Raw genomic sequence first — 21728 nt, forward strand, 5'->3', positions numbered from 1 at the left:
GAGTTTACCCGGCCGCCGCGGGGGCCGCGGTCGCGGCGGCGGACGTTTCGCGCAGGATGTGGGCGAGGCTGTCGATGCTGTCGGCGATGCGGTCGCAGGCATCGGCCAGCGCGGCGTCCACCGCGTCGTCGCCGTCGTCGGCCTTGAGGCGCGCGGCCAGTGCGCGCTCGCCCGGGCGCAGGGATGCATGCTGCAGCGGCTTGCCGTTGCGCAGGCTGGCGACGATCGCGCCTAGCGCGGCATCCACTTCGGCGGCGAAGCGCTGGAGTTCGGGCAATTCCGGCAGCTTCGCCTTGTCGATCAGCATCGCCTCGATCGGGATCGCCGCGCGGATCAGGCGATTGGCGTTCGACAGCAGCGATTCCGCGCGTTCGACGGTTTTGGGGCCGGCCGCGCCGCGCGGTTCCGCACGCAGGCGTTCCAGCGAGGCGAGCACGTTGGTCCGGGCCGAACGCGAGGCGTTGCGGGTTTCGTGCAGGGCCGGCATGTCGCCGGCGAGCAGCGCGCGCAGGTGCTGGCGGTAGCATTCGATGAGGCTGGCCAGAGCCGGCTGCACGCGTTCGCTTTCCCACGTCGGCCACAGCAGGTAGGCGCCGAGGGCGAGCACCGCGGCGAGCACGGTGGCGATGATGCGCATCTCCAGCGCCTCGGCCGGGGCCACGCCTTCGAACGAAAACAGCAGCACCAGCAGGCCGGTGAGCAGCGCCACCGCGAGCGCGTAGTTCGCCTGCGCATACAGGCGGAAGCCGAGGCAGAGCAGGGCCATCAACGCAAGCTTGGCCGGCGCGCTGTCCATGCCGTAATGGATCAGCACGCTGGCCACCAGCAGGCCGGCGAACGTGCCCAGCGTCCGCAGCAAGCCGAAACGCAATGTTCCGCCGAAATCGGGTTTCAGCACGATCGCCGTGGTCATCGGCAACCACACGCCATGCGGCATCGCCAACGCGCGTTCGACCACGAACGACAGCCCGACGCACACCGTGCAGCGCAGCGCATGGCGCAGCGCCACCGACGACAGCTTGAGGTTGGCGCGCAGGATGTTGCGCGGATCCGCGGGGCGCAATGCCGCCGGCAGCCGCGCTTCCGCGCTGCGCGCCTCGATCTCGCCGCGGCTGCTGGCCAGCGCGCTGTTGCGGGCGAGGGCGCGCAGTTGTCCGCCCAGGCCCTGGGCGCGGACGAGCGCGATGCGCGCCAGGCGCCGGTCGCGCGCAGGCAGTTCGCCGCTGGCCGCATCGGCGAATCCGGAAACCTTGCCTGCATAGGCTTCGAGCAGCGGATCGGCCGCGACCGGTTGTGCGCGACGCATGCCGTCTGCGAGCGCGTCGAGCACGTCGGCGCAGGCGGTGGTCACCGCGTGCAGCCGTTCGCCCAAGCCAGCATCGGCGATGCGTTGGCCGATGTCGCCGAGCGTCACCAGTTCCACCCGCGCGCGTTCGCAGGTATCGGCGAGCACGCGGAACGCCTGCACCGCGATGCCGCGCGCGCGGTATTCGCCGTGCAGGGTCTCGACGACGTCGCTCGCGGCCTGCGAAGCCGGCGGCGGCGCATTGGGATCGCTCGGCGCGCGTGCCGCCTGTGCCAGCTGTTCCAGCACCGAGGCCAGCGCGAAGCGCTCCGGGCGATAGCGCTGCAAGGGCCATGCGGCCAGCGCGAACAGCATCTGCAGCAGGCCGCCGCCGAAGATCGCCAGCGCGACGCCCGGCGCCGCATGGGCGGGCAGGCGCATGTCCGCGGTGATCAGCAGCACGATCAGGCTGGTCAGGCCGACGCGCGCGGCCATCGGTCCCAGCGCCACCATCATGCCGCCGGCCAGCGAATACGCGACGACCGCCAGCAGCGTCCATGGCGTGGACGCGCCGACGAGGATGCCGACCAGGGCAGCCAGTCCCGCGCCGGTCGCGGCGGCGAGCATGCGCGCCATGCGCAGGCGATAGGGCCCGGGCTGGTCGCTGAACATGGTGTTGAGCGCACCGGAGGTCGCGGCCAGGCCCGCGGCCTGCTGCCCGATGGCGATGCCGATGGCCAGCGGCGCAAGCACGGCCACGGTGTTGCGCAAGGCGACGCGCATCGGCACGTCGCGCGGATTGAGGTTGGTCAGGCTGTGCAGGTCGCGCACGGCGTCAGGTGATGTCCGCCTCGGAGGTCGCGTCCAGCTCGTAGCGCGTCGGCCGCGGGTTCAGCGTGCCGCATTGCGTGCACGTGCGCAGCGCATCGTCGCGGTAGAAGCGTTCGAACACGCGGAAGAAATCCTGCTCGATGTCGACGAGATGGAAGAATTCCTCGTACAGCTTGTGGTTGCAGTTCACGCAGAACCACATCAGCGCGTCGTTTTCGTCTTCCAGGCGCTTGCGCTCGATCACCAGCCCGACCGAGCCCGGCATGCGCTGCGGCGAATGCGGCACGTGCGGCGGCAGGTAGAACATCTCGCCGGCGCGGATCGGGATGTCGCGCGCGGCCCCGCTGCTCCCATCGAATTCGTCCTGGATGCGCAGCACCATCTCGCCCTCGAGCTGGTAGAACCACTCCGGGCCGTCCTCGAAGTGGTAATCGGTACGCGCGTTCGGCCCACCGACCACCATCACGATGTAATCGCCATCGACGATGCACTTGTTGCCCACCGGCGGCTTCAGCAGGTGGCGGTGTTCGTCGATCCAGGCCTGCAGGTTGATCGGGTTCGGCAGCATGGGTTCACTCCTTCGCGACGGCCACGCACTTCAGCTCGATCGCGATCGGCGTCGGCAGCGCGGTGATGCCCAGCGTGGTCCGGCAAGGCGCGTTGGCCGGGTCGGGGAAGAACTCGGCCCAGATCGCGTTGTAGCCGGCGAAATCGCGTTCCATGTCGGTGAGGAAGACGGTGACGTCGACCAGGTCCTCCCAGCGTGCGCCGCTGGCTTCCAGCACTGCGCGCACGTTGGCGAACACTGCGCGCGCCTGCGCGGCGATGTCGTAGCGCTGCACGCGTCCATCGGCGAAGTATTCGTTGCCGGGAATCGCGTTCGTCGCCGGGTCGCGCGGGCCGATGCCGGACAGGAACAGCAATCCGCCGACGCGGCGCGCATGCGGGTAATGGCCGACCGCCTTCGGTGCGTTGCCGGCATGGATCGCGCCGGACATCAGCGATCCTCCCGGTCGCTGCGGATGCGCTCCAGCGCGGCCGCGTATTGCGGTTCGAGCTGGTCGGCAGCGGCGACGTTCAGGCCGAGGTCGTGCACGCGGCCATCGCGTAGCGTGTACACCCAGCCGTGCACGACCAGTTTCTGGCCGCGCGCCCATGCATCGCGGGCGATGGTGGTCTGGCAGACATTCGCCACCTGTTCCAGTGCGTTGAGTTCGCACAGGCGGTCGTGCTGCAGTTCTTCGTCGCCCATGGCTTCGAGCACGGACTGGTGCTTGCCGGCGACATCGACGACATGGCGGATCCAGTTGTCGGCGAGGCCGACGCGGGCGCCGGTCAGCGCCGCATGCACGCCGCCGCAGCCGTAATGGCCGACGACGAGGATGTGCTCGACCTTGAGCACGTCCACCGCGAACTGGATCACCGACAGGCAGTTGAGGTCGGTATGCACGACCACGTTCGCGATGTTGCGGTGGACGAACACTTCGCCCGGCGGAATGTCCACTACCTGGTTTGCCGGCACGCGCGAATCCGAGCAGCCGATCCACAGGAACTTCGGCGCCTGCTGCTTCGACAGGCGTTCGAAGAAACCGGGATCCTCGCGCGAAATGCGTTCGGCCCAGTCGCGGTTGTTCTGCAGTAGCGCGTCCAGGGTGGGCATCAGAGGGCGATTCCTACGTTGCGGGGTTCGGTGAAGAAGCGCATCGCCTCCAGCCCGCCTTCGCGGCCCAGGCCGGACTGGCCCATGCCGCCGAACGGCGTGCGCAGGTCGCGCATCAGCCAGGCATTGATCCAGACGATGCCGGTGCGCAGTCCGGCGGCGAGCCGGTGCGCGCGATTCAGGTCGCGGGTCCACAGCGACGCGGCGAGGCCGTAGTCGCCCGCGTTCGCCAGCGCGAGGGCTTCGTGGTCGGAATCGAAGGGCTGCAGCGTCGCGACCGGGCCGAAGATTTCCTCGCGGTTGGTCGCGCAATCCGGACCGAGGCCGTCGACCAGCGTCGGCGCGACGTACCAGCCGTCGCGCTCGATCGCGTTGCCGCCGCAGAGCACGTTGCCGCCTTCGGCGCGCGCGCGCGCGATCGCCGCGAGCACCTTGTCGTACTGCGCCTGCGAGGCGAGCGGCCCGAGCTGGGTGTCTGCGTCCAGCGGATCGCCGATGCGCAGCGACAGCGCGCGTTCGACCAGTGCGTCGCGGACTTCGGCGTAGATGCCGCCCTCGACCAACACGCGCGAACCGCACAGGCAGATCTGCCCGGCGTTCTGGAAGATCGAACGCAGCAGCACGTCCAGGTTCGAACGCCAATCGGAATCGGCGAACACCAGCGTCGGGTTCTTGCCGCCGAGTTCCAGCGAGAGCTTCTTCAGCATCGGCGCGGCGATACCGGCGATGCGGCGACCGACCGCTGTGCTGCCGGTGAAGCTGATCGCCTTCGTGTCCGCATGCGCGACGATGGCTTCGCCGACCTCCGGGCCGCGCCCGTGCACGATGTTGAGCACGCTGGCGGGGAATCCGATGTCTGCGGCGATTTCGCCGAGCAGGGTCGCGCTGTGCGGGGTGATTTCCGATGGTTTCGCGACAACGGTATTGCCCGCAGCCAGTGCCGGCGCGATCTTCCAGGTGAACAGGTACAGCGGCAGGTTCCACGGCGAAATCGTGCCGACCACGCCCAGCGGTTGGCGCAGGGTGTAGTTCAGCCCGGCTTCGCCGTGGTGCGATTCGCTGGAAAACTGCGTGGCTGCGTCGGCGAAGAAGCGCAGGTTCGATACCGCGCGCGGGATTTCGACATTGCGCGCGAGCGTGATCGGTTTGCCGCCGTCGCGGGCCTCGGCGCGGGCCATGTCGTCGAGCCGGGCTTCGAGCGCCTCGGCGAGGCGGTGCAGCCAGCGCCCGCGCTCGCTGTTCGGCAGCGACGACCATGCGGGAAAGGCATTGCGTGCGGCCGCGACCGCGGTTTCGACGTCGTTCGCATCGCCGCCCGCGACTTGCGCGAACGGCTGGCCAGTGGCCGGCTCGAATACGTCCAGCCAGCGCCCGTTGCCGGGCTGCGTGGGTTTGCCGTCGATCCAGTGCGGGAGGCGCAGCATACGTCCAAGTTTAGTCGATGCAGTGTGGGAGGGGCTTTAGCCCCGACAGTCGCGGCTATCGCTTTTAACAGCCGAACGGCTGTTCAACCCGCTCCCACAGTAGCGGGATCTAAATCGAATGCATCCGCCCGCCATCGACCGCGATCGACTGCCCGCTGACATAGCCCGCCGCCGGCGAGCACAGGAAGGCGATGACCGCGCCGATTTCGCCCGGCTGCGCGAAACGCCGCAGGGGCACGTGCGAAGCGAGTTCGGAACGCACCTCGGCCTCAGGCTTGCCGCTGCGCGCCATCGCGCCCTGCACGATCTGCACGATGCGCGCGGTCTCGGTGTAGCCGGGCAGCACGTTGTTGACCGTGATGCCGTCCTGCCCGAGTTCCTTCGACAGGGTCTTCGCCCAGCTCGCGACCGCGCCGCGGATGGTGTTGGACACGCCGAGGTTGGCGATGGGCTCGTACACCGAGGTCGAGATCACGTTGACGATGCGGCCCCAGTGCGCCTCGCGCATGCCCGGCAACAGCGCCTGCACCAGCACATGGTTGGCGAGCAGGTGGCGGGTGAAGGCGTCGACGTAGGCGGAAACCTCCGCCGCATGCGCGGGTCCGCCCGGCGGCCCGCCGGTGTTGTTGATCAGGATGTGGACCGGGTGCTTCGCAGCCAGTTCCGCCGCGGCCTTCGCCAGCGCATCGGTCTGCGCGGCGTCGGCGACGACGAAGTCGTGGTGCTGGCCTTCGCGCTTCGGCAGCGTTTCGCAGGCCGTGCGCAACGCGTCCTCGCGCCGCGCAAGCAGGGTGACGTCGGTGCCGAGCAGGGCGAGTTCGCGCGCGGCGGCGAGGCCGATGCCTTCCGAGGCACCGCAGACCAGGGCGTGCTTGCCGGAAAGATCGAGATCCATGCGCGTCTCCATCAGATTCAGTGGCGATGCGGCAACTGCTGCAGCATGCGTTCGCGCAGCGTGGCTTCGTCGCCGGCCGGCGGCTGCAGTTCGCCGAGTTCGAAACCGCGTTCGGCCGCGTCCTCGGCGTCGAGCCCGTCGAACGCGACGTATTCGGCGTCCATCAGCGCGGCGCGCGCGCTATCCGGGCTTTCATAAGGCAGGGTGTTGCCGTCGGAATCGAGCACCTCGGCGGTGCCGGCCTCGCGTTCGCGCAAGCGCGCCCAGACCACCGTGCGGCCCAGCGTCGCCAGCCACCATTCCTCGCGCATGTTCGTCACTTCACGATCTCCGACAGCAGCCACAGCAGCCCGGCCAACGTGAGCGCGCCGATGATCGTGGCGAGCGCGACCCGCGCCGGCGTCGCCAGCCCGGTGAAGGCGGGATCGCGCACGTCGCTGCGATAGCGGCCACCGAGCAGCCACCACAACGCCGACGGTTTCGCGAACGCGCCTTCGCCCAGTTTCGCGCCGATCTCGGGATGGCGGTCGCGCAGGTGCACCAGCGCCAGCGGCCAGAAGATCACGAACGCGCAGAAACCGGCGATGGCGGTGGCGACGAACAGTAGGGCAAGGAAGAGGATCATTGGCAGTTCAGAAACGAGTGGAGAGGAACGAGTAGCGAGTCGATGAACCCGTGGAGGGCGATCTTGCTCTTACTCGTTTCTCGTTCCGGCTCACTCGTTCTTCGCTCCTAGAATTCCGCATTCCCCGGCGCGCGCGGGTAGGGGATGGAATCGCGGATGTTGGCCAGGCCACAGACGTAGACCACGAGGCGTTCGAAACCGAGGCCGAAGCCGGCGTGCGGCACGCTGCCATAGCGGCGGAAATCGCGGTACCAGCCGTAGTGTTCCGGATCGAGGCCGAACTGCGCCATGCGCTTGTCGAGCACGTCGAGGCGTTCCTCGCGCTGCGAACCGCCGATGATCTCGCCGATGCCGGGCGCGAGCACGTCCATCGCCGCGACGGTCCTGCCGTCGTCGTTGAGGCGCATGTAGAACGCCTTGATGTGCTCGGGATAGTTGGTCACCACCACCGGGCGGCCGACGTGTTGTTCGGTCAGCCAGCGTTCGTGCTCGGTCTGCAGGTCGAGGCCCCATTCGACCGGGAAATCGAACTTCTGCCCGGACTGCTGCAGCAGCTTCACCGCGTCGCTGTAGTCGATGCGTTCGAACGGCGCGTTGACGAATTTCTCCAGTCGCGTGATCGCGTCCTTCTGCACGCGTTCGGCGATGAACGCCATGTCGTCGCCGCGCTCGCCGAGCACCGCGCGGAACATGTACTTGAGGAAATCCTCGGCCACGCGCGCGTCCTCGGCCAGGTCGGCGAAGGCGATTTCCGGTTCGATCATCCAGAACTCGGCGAGGTGGCGCGTGGTGTTGCTGTTCTCGGCGCGGAAGGTCGGGCCGAAGGTGTAGACCTTGCTCAGCGCGAGGCAGTAGGCCTCGACGTTGAGCTGGCCGGACACGGTGAGGAAGGTTTCCTTGCCGAAGAAGTCGCGCGAGAAGTCCACATTGCCCTTGCCATCGCGCGGCAGGTTGGCCATGTCCAGCGTCGACACGCGGAACATCTGCCCGGCGCCTTCCGCATCGCTGGTGGTGATGATCGGCGTCGAGATCCAGTAGAAGCCCTGTTCGTGGAAGTAGCGGTGCGCGGCCTTGGCGAGGCAATCGCGGATGCGCGCGACCGCGCCGAACAGGTTGGTGCGCGGGCGCAGGTGCGCGACCTCGCGCAGGAATTCCAGGGAATGCGCCTTGGGCTGGATCGGGTAGGTTTCCGGATCCTCGACCCAGCCGACGACCTCGAGCGTCGAGGCCTGGATTTCGAAGGCCTGGCCCTGGCCCTGCGACGCGACCAGCGTGCCGGTGGCGATCACCGAGCAGCCGGCGGTGAGCTTCTTCACCTCGGATTCGTAATTGGGCAGGGTGTCCGGCGCGACCACCTGGATCGGCGCGAAGCAGGACCCGTCGCTCACGTTCACGAACGAGAGGCCGGCCTTGGAATCGCGCCGGGTGCGCACCCAGCCGCGGACCGTGACTTCGCCGCCGGCGGGCAACTTGCCCGCGAGCGCATGTTCGACGCTCACCACCGTCATGCCTTGAATCCTGCCCGCACCGGGGCCATTTCTTGGAACCACGCAGTCTACCGAAGCGTCGCGCCCGCCGTCGCTATAATCGATCCCATGATCAAGCTCGCTCCTGCCGCCCTGCAACGCATCCAGGGCTACCTCGCCGCCGACAAGGCCGCGCTCGGCCTGCGTTTCGGCGTGCGTCGCACCGGCTGTTCCGGCTGGGGCTACGCGGTGGACATGGCCCGCGACCGGCGCGAGGGCGACACGCTGTTCGAACAGGACGGCGTGCGCATCTATGTCGATGCCGACAGCCTGGCGCTGGTCGACGGCACCGAGATCGATTTCGTGAAGCAGGGGCTGAACGAGCAGTTCGTGTTCCGCAACCCGAACGTGGCCGGCGAGTGCGGCTGCGGTGAATCGTTCACCACCGACGCCGACCGCGCCGCCTGACCCCACTTTCGTCACGGTCGCGACCGTGACGTCCGGCGCTAGACTCGCCCGACGCCCCGGGGAGACCGCGCCATGTTCCGACACCTCGCCATCGCCGCCGCGTTCGCGGCGCTGTCCGTCGCCGCGCCTGTGCGCGCGGCCGATTCACCCGCCGCCGCGAAGACCCTGCACGCGCTGTTCGACTCGGAATGGGAACGCGGCCTGGTCGAATCGCCGGAGAACGCCAGCTACAACGGCGACAACCGCTTCAACGATCGCTGGAGCGACATGGGCCTCGACGCCATCGCCAAACGCCAAGCGGAGGACCGCGATGCGTTGGCGAAGTTGCGCGCGATCGATCGTTCCGCGCTGTCGGCGGACGACCAGCTGAACTACGACACCTTCGCCTGGGAGCTGGAAAAGTCGGTCGAAAGGCAGAAATTCCACGAATACCTGCAACCGATCAGCCACCAGGGCGGGGTGCAGACCGCGGACGGCATCGCCGAGATCCTGCCGTTCCGCACCGTCAAGGATTACCGCGATTGGCTGGCGCGCATGGCGGCCATTCCGACGCTGGTCGACCAGAGCATCGCGCTGATGCAGGCAGGCGTGAAAGCCGGCAACATGCCGCCGAAGGTGCTGATGGAACGCGTGCCGGCGCAGATCGCGGCGCAGGTGGTCGATGACCCGGCGAAAAGCCCGTTCTATCGCCCGTTCGCGCATTTCAGCGACGACATCTCCGCCGCCGACCGCGCATCGCTGCAGGCCGACGCGCAGGCCACGATCCGCGACAAGGTCGTGCCTGCGTATCGCAAGCTGCAGGCCTACTTCAACGAAGAATACCTGCCGAAGACGCGCACATCCATCGCCGCCACCGACCTGCCGGACGGCAAGGCCTATTACGACTTCCTCGCCCGCTACTACACGACCACCGACCTCACCGCGGCGCAGATCCACGAGATCGGCCTGAAGGAAGTCGCGCGCATCCGTGGCGAAATGGAGAAGGTGAAGGCGGAAACCGGCTTCAAGGGCACGATGGCCGAGTTCTTCACCTACCTGCGTACCGACCCGAAGTTCTTCGAGAAGACGCCCGAGGCGCTGCTGGAGCGCTACCGCGCCACCGCCAAGCGCATCGATCCGGAACTGGTGAAGGTCTTCCACGTGATCCCGCGCCAGCCCTACGGCGTGCGCCCGATCCCGGACAACATCGCGCCCGACACCACCACGGCCTACTACCAGCCCGGCGCGACCGACGGCTCGCGGCCGGGCTATTACTACGTGAACCTGTACAAGCCCGAGACCCGGCCGACCTGGGAAATGATCCCGCTGACCCTGCACGAGTCGGTGCCGGGCCACCACTTCCAGTTCGCGCGCGGGCTGGAATTGCCGGACGCGCCGATGTTCCGCAAGACCGCCTATTTCGTCGCCTACGGCGAGGGCTGGGGCCTGTACGCGGAACGCCTCGGCTACGACATGGGCCTGTACGACGATCCCTACGACCACATGGGCCAGCTCGCCTACGACATGTGGCGCGCGGTGCGGCTGGTGGTGGACACCGGCATGCATAGCCAGGGCTGGAGCCGGGACCGAGCGATCCAGTACTTCATGGACAATTCGCCCAAGACCCGGCAGGACGTGGTCAACGAGATCGATCGCTACATCGGCACCCCGGGGCAGGCGCTGGCCTACAAGATCGGGCAGATGAAGATCTCGGAGCTGCGCGAGAAGGCCGCCCGCGAACTGGGGCCGAAGTTCGACCTGCGCGCCTATGACGACGCCGTGCTCGAGACTGGTTCGGTGCCGCTGGACGCGCTGGAACGGCATATCGATGGCTGGATCGCCAGCCAGAAGGGCAAATAAGCCCCTCATCCGCCGTTGGCACCTTCTCCCCGCGAGCGGGGAGAAGGAAAAGCACAAGGCGTTTGCGCGCAAGTCCTTGAACCTGCCATAATTTCCGGCTCCCGCACGCGCGGGAGCCCTTGCCCGAACGCGCCGCATAGCGGTGGCCGAGGGCTATCCCGCCCGGTTTCGAGCCGGCGATACCCACAAGGAACTACCCGATGCGTCACTACGAAGTCGTGTTCCTGGTCCATCCGGACCAGAGCGAGCAGGTGCCCGCCATGATCGAGCGCTACAAGGCGCTGGTCGAGAACGGCGGCGGCAAGATCCACCGCCTGGAAGACTGGGGCCGCCGCCAGCTGGCCTATCCGATCAACAACCTCGTGAAGGCGCACTACGCGCTGATGAACATCGAGGCCGAGCAGTCCGTGCTGAACGAACTGGTCGAGGCGTTCCGCTTCAACGATGCGGTCCTGCGCCATCTCGAGATCCGCCGCGACGGCCCGGAGACCGAGCAGTCGCTGATCATGAAGAACAAGGACGAGAAGGGCGACAAGCCCGAGCGTTCCGACCGTCGCCGCCGCGACGACGAAAGCGACAGCGCCGTCGGCACCGCCGACAGCGACGCCGCCGAAGCCGCCTAAGGAGCAGCCCACATGTCCAAGTTCTTCCGCCGCCGCAAGTTCTGCAAGTTCACCGCCGAGGGCGTCAAGGAGATCGATTACAAGGATCTCAACACCCTGCGCCAGAACCTCACCGAGAACGGCAAGATCGTGCCGAGCCGCATCACCGGGACCAAGTCGCGCTACCAGCGCCAGCTGGCGACCGCGGTGAAGCGCGCACGCTTCCTCGCGCTGATTCCGTACACCGACAACCACAACGTCTGATTCCGCTTTGCCTGCTTGGCGTGGCGGTGTCGCTGGCCACGCGGGCGAATCCTCATTGACGGCCTAGTCAACTCCGGTTCGCCCGCGCGTCCGCTCCGTGCCACGCCATCGCATGCTTCGCGGAACCCTTCGCACTATTTGAACCCGTCCATTCGGACAGCACACGTTGCAGGCCAAGACCTGCTAACGAATACGGAGCAATGAAATGGAACTGATCCTCCTGCAGAAAGTCACCAACCTCGGCAACCTTGGCGACAAGGTCAACGTGAAGCCGGGCTTCGGCCGCAACTTCCTCGTGCCGCAGGGCAAAGCGGTGCCGGCGACGGCCGCCAACCTCGCCGAGTTCGAGGCGCGTCGCGCCGAATACGAGGCCAAGGCCAACGACGCGCTGGCCGCGGCCGAAGCGCGCAAGGCTAGGCTCGAGGGCGCCGTGGTCACCATCCACGCCAATGCCTCGACCGAAGGCAAGCTGTACGGCTCGGTCGGCCCGCGCGAAATCGCGGATGCCCTGACCAAGGCCGGCACCGAAGTGAGCAAGTCGGAAGTGGTGCTGGGCGAAGGCGCGTTCCGCAACGTCGGTGAATACGAAGTCGTGGTGCACCTGCACGCCGACGTCGAGACGCCGGTGAAGGTGGTCGTCGAAGCCGAAGCCGCGTAATCCGGTCGCTTCGGGTTTTCACGGACGGGCGCCACGAGGCGCCCGTTTCGTTTGTCGCAGCCTGCGAGACGGTCGCGGGCGAAGTTATGCACAGGATTTCCCACGGCTTGTCTGCAACGCCCCGGGTCCAGGTGCGCCTACGATGGCCGTTCGACAGGACATCGTCGTTCGACAAGAACAATAGGGCCGCGACGACGGCCCGCGACGGGGAGACGGCTGAAGCATGAGCGCGCGCCAGGGTTTGCGTTCGGACGGGTTCCACGACGGCAAGATCGAGCAGCTGCGGCTGCCGCCGCAGTCGGTGGAAGCCGAGCAGGCGGTGCTGGGTGGGTTGATGCTCGCGCCCGAGGCCTTCGACCGCATCGCCGACAAGCTCGAGGAACGCGACTTCTACCGTCGCGACCACCAGCTGATCTTCCGCGCCATCCGCGAACTCGCGGAAAAGAGCCGGCCCTACGATGCGGTCACCCTCGGCGAATGGTTCGAATCGCAGGGCCTGGCCGAACAGGTCGCCGGCGGCGCCTACCTGGTCGAGCTCGCCAGCGGCACGCCGTCCGCGGCCAACATCGCGGCCTACGCCGACATCGTTCGCGACAAGTCGGTGCTGCGGCAACTGATCGAGGTCGGCACCGGCATCGTCAACGACGGCTTCCAGCCCGACGGGCGCGAAAGCACCGAACTGCTGGCCAAGGCCGAGCAGGAAGTGTTCGCCATCGCCGAGGCCGGCGCCCGTGGCCGCGCCGATTTCGTGCCGGTGAACCGGGCGATGGCCGAAGCCTTCGACGTGCTGCAGAAACGCTACGAGAACGGCGGCGGCATCACCGGCCTGCCGACCGGTTACGACGAATTCGACCAGATGACCGCGGGCCTGCAGCCCACCGACCTGCTGATCCTCGCCGCGCGCCCGTCGATGGGCAAGACCACGCTGGCGCTGAACATGGCCGAGTACGCGGCGATGAAGACGCGCAAGGCGGTCGCGGTGTTCTCGATGGAAATGTCGGCCAGCCAGCTCGCGCTGCGCCTGATTTCCTCGGTCGGGCGGGTCAACGCCACCCGCCTGCGCACGGGCGAACTCGAGGACGAGGACTGGAGCCGCGTGCACAGCGCGATTCGCCTGATCCGCGACGCCAAGGTGTTCATCGACGACACGCCGGCGTTGTCGCCGGAGGTGCTGCGCTCCAAGGCGCGCCGCCTGAAGCGCGAGCACGATCTCGGCCTGATCATGATCGACTACCTGCAGCTGATGGCGGTGCCGGGCAACAGCGAGAACCGCGCGACGGAAATCTCCGAGATCTCGCGCTCGCTGAAGGCGCTGGCCAAGGAACTCAACGTGCCGGTGATCGCGCTCAGCCAGCTCAACCGTTCGCTGGAAACGCGCACCGACAAGCGCCCGGTGATGGCCGACCTGCGCGAATCCGGCGCGATCGAACAGGACGCGGACGTCATCGTCTTCATCTACCGCGACGAGTACTACAACAAGGAAAATTCGCCGGACAAGGGCCTGGCCGAGATCATCATCGGCAAGCAGCGTAACGGCCCGACCGGTTCGTTCAAGCTGAAGTTCTTCGGCGAGTACACGCGTTTCGACAACCTGGCGCACGATTCGGTCGGGTCTTTCGAATAAGGAACCCCGCCACTCCCGTATCGATTTCAACGGCCGAATGGCTGTTCAATGGGGGAATCGTTCTTGAGTTTGTCCCTCTCCCGGCCTGCGGCCACCCTCTCCCTCGAGGGGAGAGGGAACATCAAAAGCATCGGCGGGTATGGTCGAATAGCACCATGAGCGAACCCGCCAGCCAGCGCCCGACCCGCGTCGTCGTCGATCTCGGAGCGTTGAGCCACAACCTCGCCGCGATCCGCGAACGCGTGCGCGTGCCGGTGATGGGCATCGTCAAGGCCAATGCCTACGGCCATGGCCTGGTGCCGGTGGCGCAACACCTCGAGGCGCAAGGCGTCGACCAGCTCGGCGTGGCCTTCCTCGAGGAAGGCATCGCCCTGCGCCGTGCTAGGGTGAAGGTGCCGATCCTGGTGCTCGGCGGCATCTTCGGGCCGCAGGTCGCGGAGTTCATCCGCCATGACCTCGACATCACCGTGTCCTCGCTGGACAAGCTGCGCCAGGTCGAAGCCGCGGCCGAGGCCTTGGGGCGCAAGGCCGGCGTGCACCTCAAGATCGATACCGGCATGGAACGCATCGGCGTTCACAGCTATTCGGCCGGGCCGTTCATCGAGGCCGCGGTCGCGTCGAAGTGGATCGCGATCAAGGGCGTGTATTCGCATCTCGCCTGCGCCGACGATCCGTCCTCGCCGATGACCGCGCTGCAGGTGAAGCGTTTCGCCAAAGCCTGCGCGCATTTCGACCGGCTCGGCGCGCCGATGCCGCCGCGCCACCTTGCCAATTCCGGCGGCGTGCTGCATTTCCCCGACACATGGCTGGACATGGTGCGGCCCGGCATCGTGCTGTACGGCGTGCTGCCCGATCCCGTGTCGCAACGCACGATCGATGTCCGGCCAGCGCTGTCGCTGGTCTCGCAAGTGGTCTATTTCAAGGTGGTCCGGTCCGGCAACACGGTCAGCTACGGCGCGACCTGGATCGCGCCGCGCGACACCCGCATCGTCACCGTTCCGATCGGTTACGGCGACGGCTGGCCACGCGCCTTGTCGTCGAAAGGCGAAGTGCTGATCCGCGGGAATCGCATGCCCATCGTCGGGCGCATCTGTATGGACCAGTTCATGGTCGATCTCGGCGCGGACGGCACCGCGTACAACGAGGACGAAGTCGTGCTGGTCGGGGCGCAAGGCGGGGAAGCGATTTCCACCGAAGCCGTCGCGCAGGTCGCCGACACGATTCCCTACGAAATCCTCACCGGCCTCAACGAACGCATTCCGCGCGTGTATCGTTGACCGCACGACCCCGGGGGAAGGCGATGGCCACGTCGAAACCGCGCTTGAAACAATCCGCCGGCGGAAGGGCGAAGCGCGAGGCCATGTCGCGGGTCGACACGGCCTGGCTGCGGATGGAGCGGCCGACCAACCCGATGATGATCACCGGCGTGCTGATGCTGGACGAGCCGATGACGCTCGCCGCGCTGAAGCAGGTGGTGAAGCAGCGTTTCCTCGCGTATTCGCGCTTCAAGCAAAAGCCGGTGGACGCGCCGACCGGCGCCTCGTGGCAGGACGATCCCGATTTCGACCTCGACTGGCACGTGCGCCTCAGCGGACTGCCGGGCAAGGGCGACGGCCAGGCCGCACAGAAGCGCGCACTGCAGCGTTTCGTCGGCCAGCTTGCATCGAGTCCGCTCGATCCGCACAAGCCGCTGTGGCAATTCCACCTGGTCGAACGCTATCGCAGTGGTTCGGCGATCGTCGCGCGCATCCACCATTGCTATGCCGACGGCATCGCGCTGGTGCAGGTGTTGCTGTCGCTGACCGATGCCGAACGCAGCCCGGGCAAGACCGAGCCCTTGCCGAAGACCTGGTTGAAGCAGGAAGGCGCGGCGGTCGCGCGCCGCGTCGGCGCGGTCGATCGCTACATGCGCCTGGGCGGGAAGATGCTCGGGAAGGGCATGGAGATGATGCAGGACCCAACCCTGGCCGGCGTGCTGGCGAAGGAGGGTGGGGAAATCGCACGCGAACTGGTGCAGGCGTTGTCGCTGCCGGACGATCCACCGTCGATGCTGCGCGGCCGCCTCGGCGTGAGCAAGCGCGTGGCCTGGGCCGAACCGCTGAAGCTGGAGGAAGTGAAGGCGGTCGGTCGTGCCTGCGATTGCACCGTCAACGACGTGCTGATGGCCGCGGCGGCGGGCGCCTTGCGCGAATACATGCGCGAACGTGGCGAAGCGCTGGACGGCATGAACCTGCGCGCGACCGTGCCGGTCAACCTGCGCCCGCTGGAACACGCGAGGAAGCTCGGCAACCACTTCGGGCTGGTGTTCCTGGACCTGCCTGTGGGCGAGGCGAATCCCGTCCGCAGGCTCGAGCGCGTCGCCGAATGCATGCGCCAGCTCAAGAATTCGCGCCAGGCCATCGTCGCCTACGGCCTGCTCGCGGCACTGGGCATGGCCCCGGCTGCGGTGCAGGAACTCGCGCTGGATCTTTTCAGCCGCAAGGCGACCGCGGTCGCGACCAACGTTCCCGGCCCGCAACAGCCGCTGTACCTCGCCGGGCGCAAATTGCGCGACATGATGTTCTGGGTGCCGCAGACCGGTTCCATCGGCGTCGGCGTGTCGATCCTGAGTTACGACGGCGAAGTGCATTTCGGCCTGATCGCCGATGCGCGCCTTATCCCCGATCCGCAGGACGTGATCCGCCGCTTCGGCGAGGAATTCGACAAGTTGCTGTACCTCGCGCTGATGGCCGACTGGGACGGCATGCTCGACGCCGATGCCGCGAGTGCATTGATCGCCGACGACTGAATCCGGCCTGTCCGACCGCCGGCTGAATGCGGGCGCCACCGTCACCGCGCGATTACGCCGGCGTGTGCTTGACTGTGCGCCGTTGAATCATTCGCCGGACGCATCCGGACCAGGAGACCCCATGAACAAGTTCGCCGCCACCAGCGTGCTCTCGGTCGTTACCGCCACGTTGCTGCTCAGCAGCTGCGCGACCTACACCGGCCAGACCAACGATCCGAACGATCCGAACCGCACCCAGCGCGGCGCGCTCATCGGCGCGGGCATCGGCGCCGTCGCCGGCCTGCTCAGCGGCGGCGATGCGGTCGAACGCCGCCAGCGCGCACTGGTCGGCGCGGGCATCGGCGGCATCGCCGGCGGTTCCATCGGCGCCTACCAGGATCGCCAGGAAGCCGCGTTGCGCCAGCGCATGGCCGGCACAGGCGTGCAGGTGAACCGCGAGGGCGACAACATCACCCTCAACATGCCGGGCAACATCACCTTCGCCTTCAACAGCAGCAACCTCGATCCGCAGTTCTACCCGGTGCTGGATGGCGTCGCGCAGACGCTGACCGAGTACAACCAGACCGTGGTCGAAGTCGCCGGGCACACCGACAACGTCGGCAGCGATGCCTACAACCAGACGCTGTCCGTGCAGCGCGCGACCTCGGTCGCGAACTACCTCATGGGCAAGGGCCTGACCCAGCAGCGCTTCATCGTTACCGGCGCGGGCGAAACGCGCCCGATCGCCAGCAACGACACCGAGGCGGGCCGCGCCGCCAACCGTCGCGTCGAGATCACCCTGGTGCCGGTGCACCAGTAATTCCGGATCGGACGCCTCGGTAACGGACGGGCCGCGCGAGCGGCCCGTCTTCGTTGCGGCCTTGCCGGGTTGACGCGCGGCGAGGGCGGGGCGAGGATGCGCGCCACGGAGATGGCATTCCTCCGGTCCCTGCTGCAATGGGACGAACCGCCGCCCACGGCTGATGATGCCTGTCCACCCGGGTCCGGGTGCGCAGGCCGTGTCGTCGCCACAGACACCGTCCGCGCATCGGGCCCGACCAGACCGGGAGCGGCGGCGTGGTGAATTCGGCAATCGTGATCTTCATCGGCGCGGGTTTCGGCGCGCTGGCGCGCTGGGGGCTCGGCCTCTGGCTCAACCCGGCGTTCCCGACCGTTCCGCTGGGGACCCTCGCGGCGAACGCGATCGGCGGCCTGCTGATGGGCCTCGTGCTCGGCGTGTTCGCCCAGTACGAAAGCCTGTCGCCGTTGCTGCGCCTCGCGCTCACCACGGGGTTCCTCGGTGGACTGACGACGTTTTCGACCTTCTCGGCCGAAACCGCGACGCTGCTGCTGCGCGCGGAATACGGCTGGGCGCTCGCCGCGATCGCGCTGCACGTCGGTACGTCAATCCTCGCGACGCTGGCGGGCGTCGCACTCGTCGGCTGGCTCGCGACACCCACGGGAGGCGTGGCATGAAAGGCGTCCAATTGCGCATCTACACCTACGAAATCCGCAGGCACGACGGCCTGCCGGTTTACGAATGGCTGCTCGAACGGGCGAGGAAGCAGGGCATCCCGGGCGGCTCCGCGTTCCGCGCCATCGCCGGCTTCGGCCGCCACGGCAAGCTGCACGAGCAGGCGTTCTTCGAACTCGCTGGCGAGGAGCCGGTGCTGGTCGAGTTCATCGCCGGCGATGAACAGGCCGAACGATTCCTGCAATTGCTGCGCACGGAATTGCCGGACGTCTTCGTCGTGCGCGCGGCGGTGGAATACGGGTATGCGGGCGATACCGCAACGCAAGCTTGATCGATGGCGGGAATGTTCGGTCCATCCATGGGCCTCACCCCTCGCTGCGCTAGGGGCAAGCCTGCGGCTGTCCAACATCACTCCCGGCAATGTTGTACTCGTCGCGTGGTGTTGCTCCGGCCCGCCCCACAAAAATACGAAAGCCGCCCAAAGGCGGCTTCGTATTTTTTGGTGGAGGTGGGGGGAATCGAACCCCCGTCCGAAGGCACTCCATCCCCGGCACTACATGCTTAGCGCTCCGTTAGGTCTCGTCCCCCGACAGCACGGCGCGCAAAGCGCATCGGGGCACCAGCCTGTTTTGTTCAAGCCGTGACTGACAGGCAGCCGTCACGACCGGTTCCGTGATAATGACCCTACATCCACGAGCACGGGCACAAGTGGGTTCGGGGCTTACGCCTTAAGCGGCGAGAGCGTAGTTGTCGTCGTTGGCAACTAGAGTTTTGCAGCTGGATTAACGAGGAAAGCTACCCCCTCGGCATGCGCCAGGCGATTTCGCGACCCCCGTCGAAGCCAGTGCACCCCCGGGAAGCCTGGAAACAACCAGCCGCGGCAGTATAGGGGCGCTTCGTATCCACGCAATGCGCGACGCGGCACGGGCGCGGAATTGTTCAGGCAGCCCCGCGGGTATGCTTGCCGCATGCGATCCGACGGCGCCACCGGGGCGATGCTCCCGGATCAACTGAAGCGCCTGCTCCGGCCCAGCTATGCCTTGGCGGTGGTCGTGCTGCTGCTGGGGCTGGCCGCGGTGTTCTACTACGCATATTCGCGGCACGAGCGCGAATTGCGCGCGACCCAGGCGACCTTTGAAGGCTACGCCACGGAAATCACCGAGCGCATGCGGCAGCAGGTCACCTACTACGACCTGATCCTGCGTGGCGGCGTGTCGTTGGTCGCCTCGCTCGACTGGCCCACGGCCGAACAATGGGGCGACTATTACCGAAGCCTGCGCATCGACGAGCAGTTCCCTTCGATCGTCGGCCTCGGTTTCGCGCCTTACCTGACCTCGGGCCAATTGCAGGAATTCCAACTGCAACTGCGCGATCGCGGCGAAGGCCTGTTCGTCGTGCGCCCCTCGGGGATACGCCGCGAATACGCCCCGATCCTGTACCTGGTGCCGGGCACCCCGGGGAACCGCGCGGCGATCGGCTACGACATGTATGCCGAACCGCTGCGGCAGGCGGCCATGCGCGCCGCCACGGACGCGGGCGACACGCGCATGACCGCGCCGGTGGAACTGGTCGAGGACACCGGATTGCCGCGCGTGCAACCGTCGGCCCTGCTGTATGCCCCGGTCTATCGCTCGCAACTGCAGTTGGGCAGCATCGCGGAACGGCGCGACACATTGCGCGGCTGGGTGTATGCGCCGATCCGCCTGCAGACCTTGGTCGAAATCACCACGCTGACGTTGCAGCGGCCGGTCAGGTTCCGCATCCGCGATGTCACCGGCGGTGGCAGTGCCTTGCTCTACGTCGACCCCGCGATGCGCGACGGCAAGGTGCACGCTCCACCGGCATTCACCACGACCCGGGACATCCAGGTGTACGGCCGTCATTGGAGGCTGGAATTCGAATCGCGGCCGCTGGCCGAGATCGAGGCCGGGGCCGCCGACCTGCGCGCGACCGTGCTCGTCGGCCTAGTCTGCGCATTGCTGCTGTTCGGCTTAGTGCTCGCGCTGGCCATGACCGAGGCGCGCGCGGATGCGCTGGCATCGCGCATGAGCGAATCGTACCGGCGCAGCGAACAGCGTTTCCGAAGGACGATGGAATACTCCGCCATCGGCAAGGCGCTGCTGGACAGCCATGGAATCATCGTCGAGGCGAATCCTTCGCTGGCCCGCATCCTCGGCACCACGCAGGATGCGCTGGTGGGACAGGCGCTGGGAGAGCAGTTCGCGGATGCCGACGACCCGTTGCGCACCGGGCAGATGCAATCGATGCAGGATGGCGTGCACCGCATCACCAAGCGCCTCCGCCGCGGCGACGGCGAGGTGCGGCACGCGCAACTGACCTTCGCGCCGGTGCCGGGCGAAGTCGGGCAGGACGTGGTCGGGCTGGTGCAGGTAGAGGACGTGACCGAGCGCCTGCGCGCGGAGGCGCAGGTGCGCGCGCTCAACCGCACGCTGGAAACGCGGGTGGCGGTACGCACGCGCGAACTGATCCATGCCAACGAGGAACTGGAATCGTTCGCCTACAGCGTGTCGCACGACCTGCGCGCGCCGTTGCGTTCGATCGAAGGCTTCAGCCGGCTGCTGCGGGAACGCTACGGCGAAGCGCTCGACGAGACCGGGCGCGCCTACCTCGACCGCGTGCGCAACGCCTCGTCGCGGATGGACGAGCTGATCGACGCGATCCTCAAGGTTTCGCGCATCGGCCGCAGCGAACTCAATCCGCGGGCCACCGACCTGTCCCGGCTGGCGGAGGAAATCGTCTCCGAACTGCGCGAGCAGGACCCGGCGCGCCAGGTCGAGGTCGGCATCGAACCCGGCCTCGTGGCATGGGCGGATCCGGCGCTTGCACGCAACCTGCTGCAGAACCTGCTCGACAACGCATGGAAGTTCACCGCGGCCACGACCGCGGCGCGCATCCGCCTGTACCGCGACGACCACTCCTTCGTGGTCGAGGACAACGGCGCCGGCTTCGATCCGAATTACGCGAACAAATTGTTCCGCCCGTTCCAGCGCCTGCACGCGCAGCAGGATTTCGCCGGACACGGCATCGGCCTGGCGACGGTGCGGCGCGTCCTCGAGCGCCACGGCGGCAGCATCCGCGCCGAGGGCAAGCCCGGCGAAGGCGCGCGTTTCGTGTTCGTGTTCCCGGAACCGCCAGCGGAAGAATCCGCCAGTTAGCCTTCAGCGGTTTTCATGGAATCGCTCCCGGGTCGGGGGCAGTTCGCGTCGCAGGCGCGAACGGGGTTGGAAGCATGGCGTGGGGCCCATGATTCGCCGATGCGAATCATGGGGAGTCATCCGGCGATTCCGGATGGCTCATGCGTCCTTGTTGTTGCGGCGAAGCAGGCGCTGTTTCTCGCGGTTCCAGTCGCGTTCCTTTTCCGCTTCGCGCTTGTCGTGGGTCTGCTTGCCGCGCGCCAGCGCCAGTTCCGCCTTGACCTTGTTGCCCTTCCAGTACAGCGCGGTCGGCACCAGGGTGTAGCCGTCGCGCTGCACCTTGCCGATGGCCTGGTCGATCTCGCGGCGGTGCATCAGCAGCTTGCGCGTACGGCGATCGTCGGCGACGACATGGGTCGAGGCCGAGATCAACGGCGTGATCTGCGCGCCGAACAGGAACAGTTCGCCGTTGCGGACCACGGCGTAGCTTTCGGTGATGTTGGCGCGGCCGGCGCGGATCGACTTCAGCTCCCAGCCCTGCAGCGCGAGCCCGGCCTCGAACGTCTGCTCGAAGTGGTATTCGTGGCGCGCGCGCTTGTTCAGCGCGATGGTGCCGCCGCCGTTTGCCTTATCCTTGCCGTCCTTCTTGCCCATGCGGGCATTGTCCCCGATGCGGGCGAGGGTGGCGAGC

Annotated in this window: 22 protein-coding genes, 1 other RNA gene and 1 riboswitch; of the genes, 12 read left to right on the forward strand and 11 right to left on the reverse strand. The window is 67.3% G+C overall.

Annotated features, from left to right (window positions below):
- Positions 1 to 4 precede the first annotated feature (4 nt).
- From FNZ56_RS02540 to asnS, 9 genes are all read right to left on the reverse strand, one after another.
- Positions 5 to 2068 carry an FUSC family protein gene (locus FNZ56_RS02540; protein ID WP_143880239.1) on the reverse strand — a complete coding sequence of 688 codons (2064 nt, stop codon included), beginning with the start codon at positions 2066 to 2068 and terminating at the stop codon, positions 5 to 7.
- Positions 2069 to 2120: 52 nt separating this feature from the next.
- Complete coding sequence (locus FNZ56_RS02545) at positions 2121 to 2684, reverse strand: 3-hydroxyanthranilate 3,4-dioxygenase (RefSeq protein ID WP_143878347.1); 564 nt, start codon at positions 2682 to 2684, stop codon at positions 2121 to 2123.
- 4 nt (positions 2685 to 2688) lie between these two features.
- Positions 2689 to 3114 (reverse strand): RidA family protein, encoded by a 426-nt coding sequence (locus FNZ56_RS02550; RefSeq protein WP_143878348.1) that lies wholly within the window; start codon positions 3112 to 3114, stop codon positions 2689 to 2691.
- A complete protein-coding gene (can, locus tag FNZ56_RS02555) occupies positions 3114 to 3776 on the reverse strand; it encodes a carbonate dehydratase (RefSeq protein ID WP_143878349.1) in 663 nt (220 codons plus the stop codon). Before can ends, FNZ56_RS02550 begins: the two co-directional genes overlap by 1 nt.
- Positions 3776 to 5200, reverse strand: coding sequence for an aldehyde dehydrogenase (locus FNZ56_RS02560; RefSeq protein ID WP_143878350.1), 1425 nt, complete (start codon positions 5198 to 5200; stop codon positions 3776 to 3778). The genes can and FNZ56_RS02560 overlap by 1 nt, the downstream gene beginning before the upstream one ends.
- Before the next feature lie 109 nt (positions 5201 to 5309).
- The gene (locus FNZ56_RS02565) at positions 5310 to 6095 is read right to left on the reverse strand and encodes an SDR family oxidoreductase (protein WP_143878351.1); all 786 of its coding nucleotides are present in this window, start codon (positions 6093 to 6095) and stop codon (positions 5310 to 5312) included.
- A gap of 17 nt (positions 6096 to 6112) precedes the next feature.
- Positions 6113 to 6406, reverse strand: coding sequence for a hypothetical protein (locus FNZ56_RS02570; RefSeq protein ID WP_143880240.1), 294 nt, complete (start codon positions 6404 to 6406; stop codon positions 6113 to 6115).
- Positions 6407 to 6411: 5 nt separating this feature from the next.
- Complete coding sequence (locus tag FNZ56_RS02575) at positions 6412 to 6720, reverse strand: hypothetical protein (RefSeq protein ID WP_143878352.1); 309 nt, start codon at positions 6718 to 6720, stop codon at positions 6412 to 6414.
- 107 nt (positions 6721 to 6827) lie between these two features.
- Entirely contained in the window at positions 6828 to 8228 is a 1401-nt protein-coding gene (asnS, locus tag FNZ56_RS02580) for an asparagine--tRNA ligase (RefSeq protein WP_143878353.1), read from the reverse strand.
- An 87-nt stretch (positions 8229 to 8315) separates the two neighbouring features.
- Between asnS and FNZ56_RS02585 the strand changes: the two genes are divergently transcribed.
- The 11 genes from FNZ56_RS02585 (at position 8316) to FNZ56_RS02635 (ending at position 18213) form a co-directional block, all read left to right on the forward strand.
- Positions 8316 to 8654 carry a HesB/IscA family protein gene (locus FNZ56_RS02585; RefSeq protein WP_143878354.1) on the forward strand — a complete coding sequence of 113 codons (339 nt, stop codon included), beginning with the start codon at positions 8316 to 8318 and terminating at the stop codon, positions 8652 to 8654.
- Positions 8655 to 8726: 72 nt separating this feature from the next.
- The gene (locus tag FNZ56_RS02590; RefSeq protein ID WP_143878355.1) at positions 8727 to 10493 is read left to right on the forward strand and encodes a DUF885 domain-containing protein; all 1767 of its coding nucleotides are present in this window, start codon (positions 8727 to 8729) and stop codon (positions 10491 to 10493) included.
- 200 nt (positions 10494 to 10693) lie between these two features.
- Positions 10694 to 11116 carry a 30S ribosomal protein S6 gene (gene rpsF, locus FNZ56_RS02595; RefSeq protein ID WP_143878356.1) on the forward strand — a complete coding sequence of 141 codons (423 nt, stop codon included), beginning with the start codon at positions 10694 to 10696 and terminating at the stop codon, positions 11114 to 11116.
- A gap of 12 nt (positions 11117 to 11128) precedes the next feature.
- Complete coding sequence (gene rpsR, locus FNZ56_RS02600; RefSeq protein WP_096208774.1) at positions 11129 to 11359, forward strand: 30S ribosomal protein S18; 231 nt, start codon at positions 11129 to 11131, stop codon at positions 11357 to 11359.
- Positions 11360 to 11564: 205 nt separating this feature from the next.
- Positions 11565 to 12017, forward strand: a complete 453-nt coding sequence (gene rplI, locus FNZ56_RS02605) for a 50S ribosomal protein L9 (protein WP_143878357.1) — start codon at positions 11565 to 11567, stop codon at positions 12015 to 12017.
- A 223-nt stretch (positions 12018 to 12240) separates the two neighbouring features.
- Entirely contained in the window at positions 12241 to 13641 is a 1401-nt protein-coding gene (locus FNZ56_RS02610; RefSeq protein WP_143878358.1) for a replicative DNA helicase, read from the forward strand.
- 155 nt (positions 13642 to 13796) lie between these two features.
- Entirely contained in the window at positions 13797 to 14918 is a 1122-nt protein-coding gene (gene alr, locus FNZ56_RS02615) for an alanine racemase (RefSeq protein WP_143878359.1), read from the forward strand.
- A 44-nt stretch (positions 14919 to 14962) separates the two neighbouring features.
- Positions 14963 to 16429, forward strand: a complete 1467-nt coding sequence (locus FNZ56_RS02620; RefSeq protein ID WP_246064667.1) for a WS/DGAT/MGAT family O-acyltransferase — start codon at positions 14963 to 14965, stop codon at positions 16427 to 16429.
- A gap of 121 nt (positions 16430 to 16550) precedes the next feature.
- Complete coding sequence (locus FNZ56_RS02625) at positions 16551 to 17228, forward strand: OmpA family protein (protein ID WP_143878361.1); 678 nt, start codon at positions 16551 to 16553, stop codon at positions 17226 to 17228.
- Positions 17229 to 17326: 98 nt separating this feature from the next.
- Positions 17327 to 17408: riboswitch (Fluoride riboswitch) on the forward strand.
- Positions 17409 to 17488: 80 nt separating this feature from the next.
- A complete protein-coding gene (crcB, locus tag FNZ56_RS02630) occupies positions 17489 to 17884 on the forward strand; it encodes a fluoride efflux transporter CrcB (protein ID WP_143878362.1) in 396 nt (131 codons plus the stop codon).
- The gene (locus FNZ56_RS02635; protein WP_143878363.1) at positions 17881 to 18213 is read left to right on the forward strand and encodes a DUF190 domain-containing protein; all 333 of its coding nucleotides are present in this window, start codon (positions 17881 to 17883) and stop codon (positions 18211 to 18213) included. Before crcB ends, FNZ56_RS02635 begins: the two co-directional genes overlap by 4 nt.
- Positions 18214 to 18382: 169 nt before the next feature.
- On the opposite strand, the gene ssrA is transcribed toward FNZ56_RS02635, so the two are convergent.
- Positions 18383 to 18736, reverse strand: a transfer-messenger RNA (tmRNA) gene (gene ssrA / locus FNZ56_RS02640).
- A gap of 114 nt (positions 18737 to 18850) precedes the next feature.
- Here ssrA and FNZ56_RS02645 point away from each other — a divergent pair.
- A complete protein-coding gene (locus FNZ56_RS02645) occupies positions 18851 to 21058 on the forward strand; it encodes a CHASE domain-containing protein (RefSeq protein ID WP_143878364.1) in 2208 nt (735 codons plus the stop codon).
- Between the two features lie 138 nt (positions 21059 to 21196).
- Here the strand turns inward: FNZ56_RS02645 and smpB are convergent, their stop codons facing one another.
- The gene (gene smpB, locus FNZ56_RS02650; protein ID WP_143878365.1) at positions 21197 to 21691 is read right to left on the reverse strand and encodes an SsrA-binding protein SmpB; all 495 of its coding nucleotides are present in this window, start codon (positions 21689 to 21691) and stop codon (positions 21197 to 21199) included.
- Positions 21692 to 21728: the final 37 nt, after the last annotated feature.

The organism is Lysobacter lycopersici, from assembly GCF_007556775.1.
Lineage (GTDB): Bacteria > Pseudomonadota > Gammaproteobacteria > Xanthomonadales > Xanthomonadaceae > Pseudoluteimonas > Pseudoluteimonas lycopersici.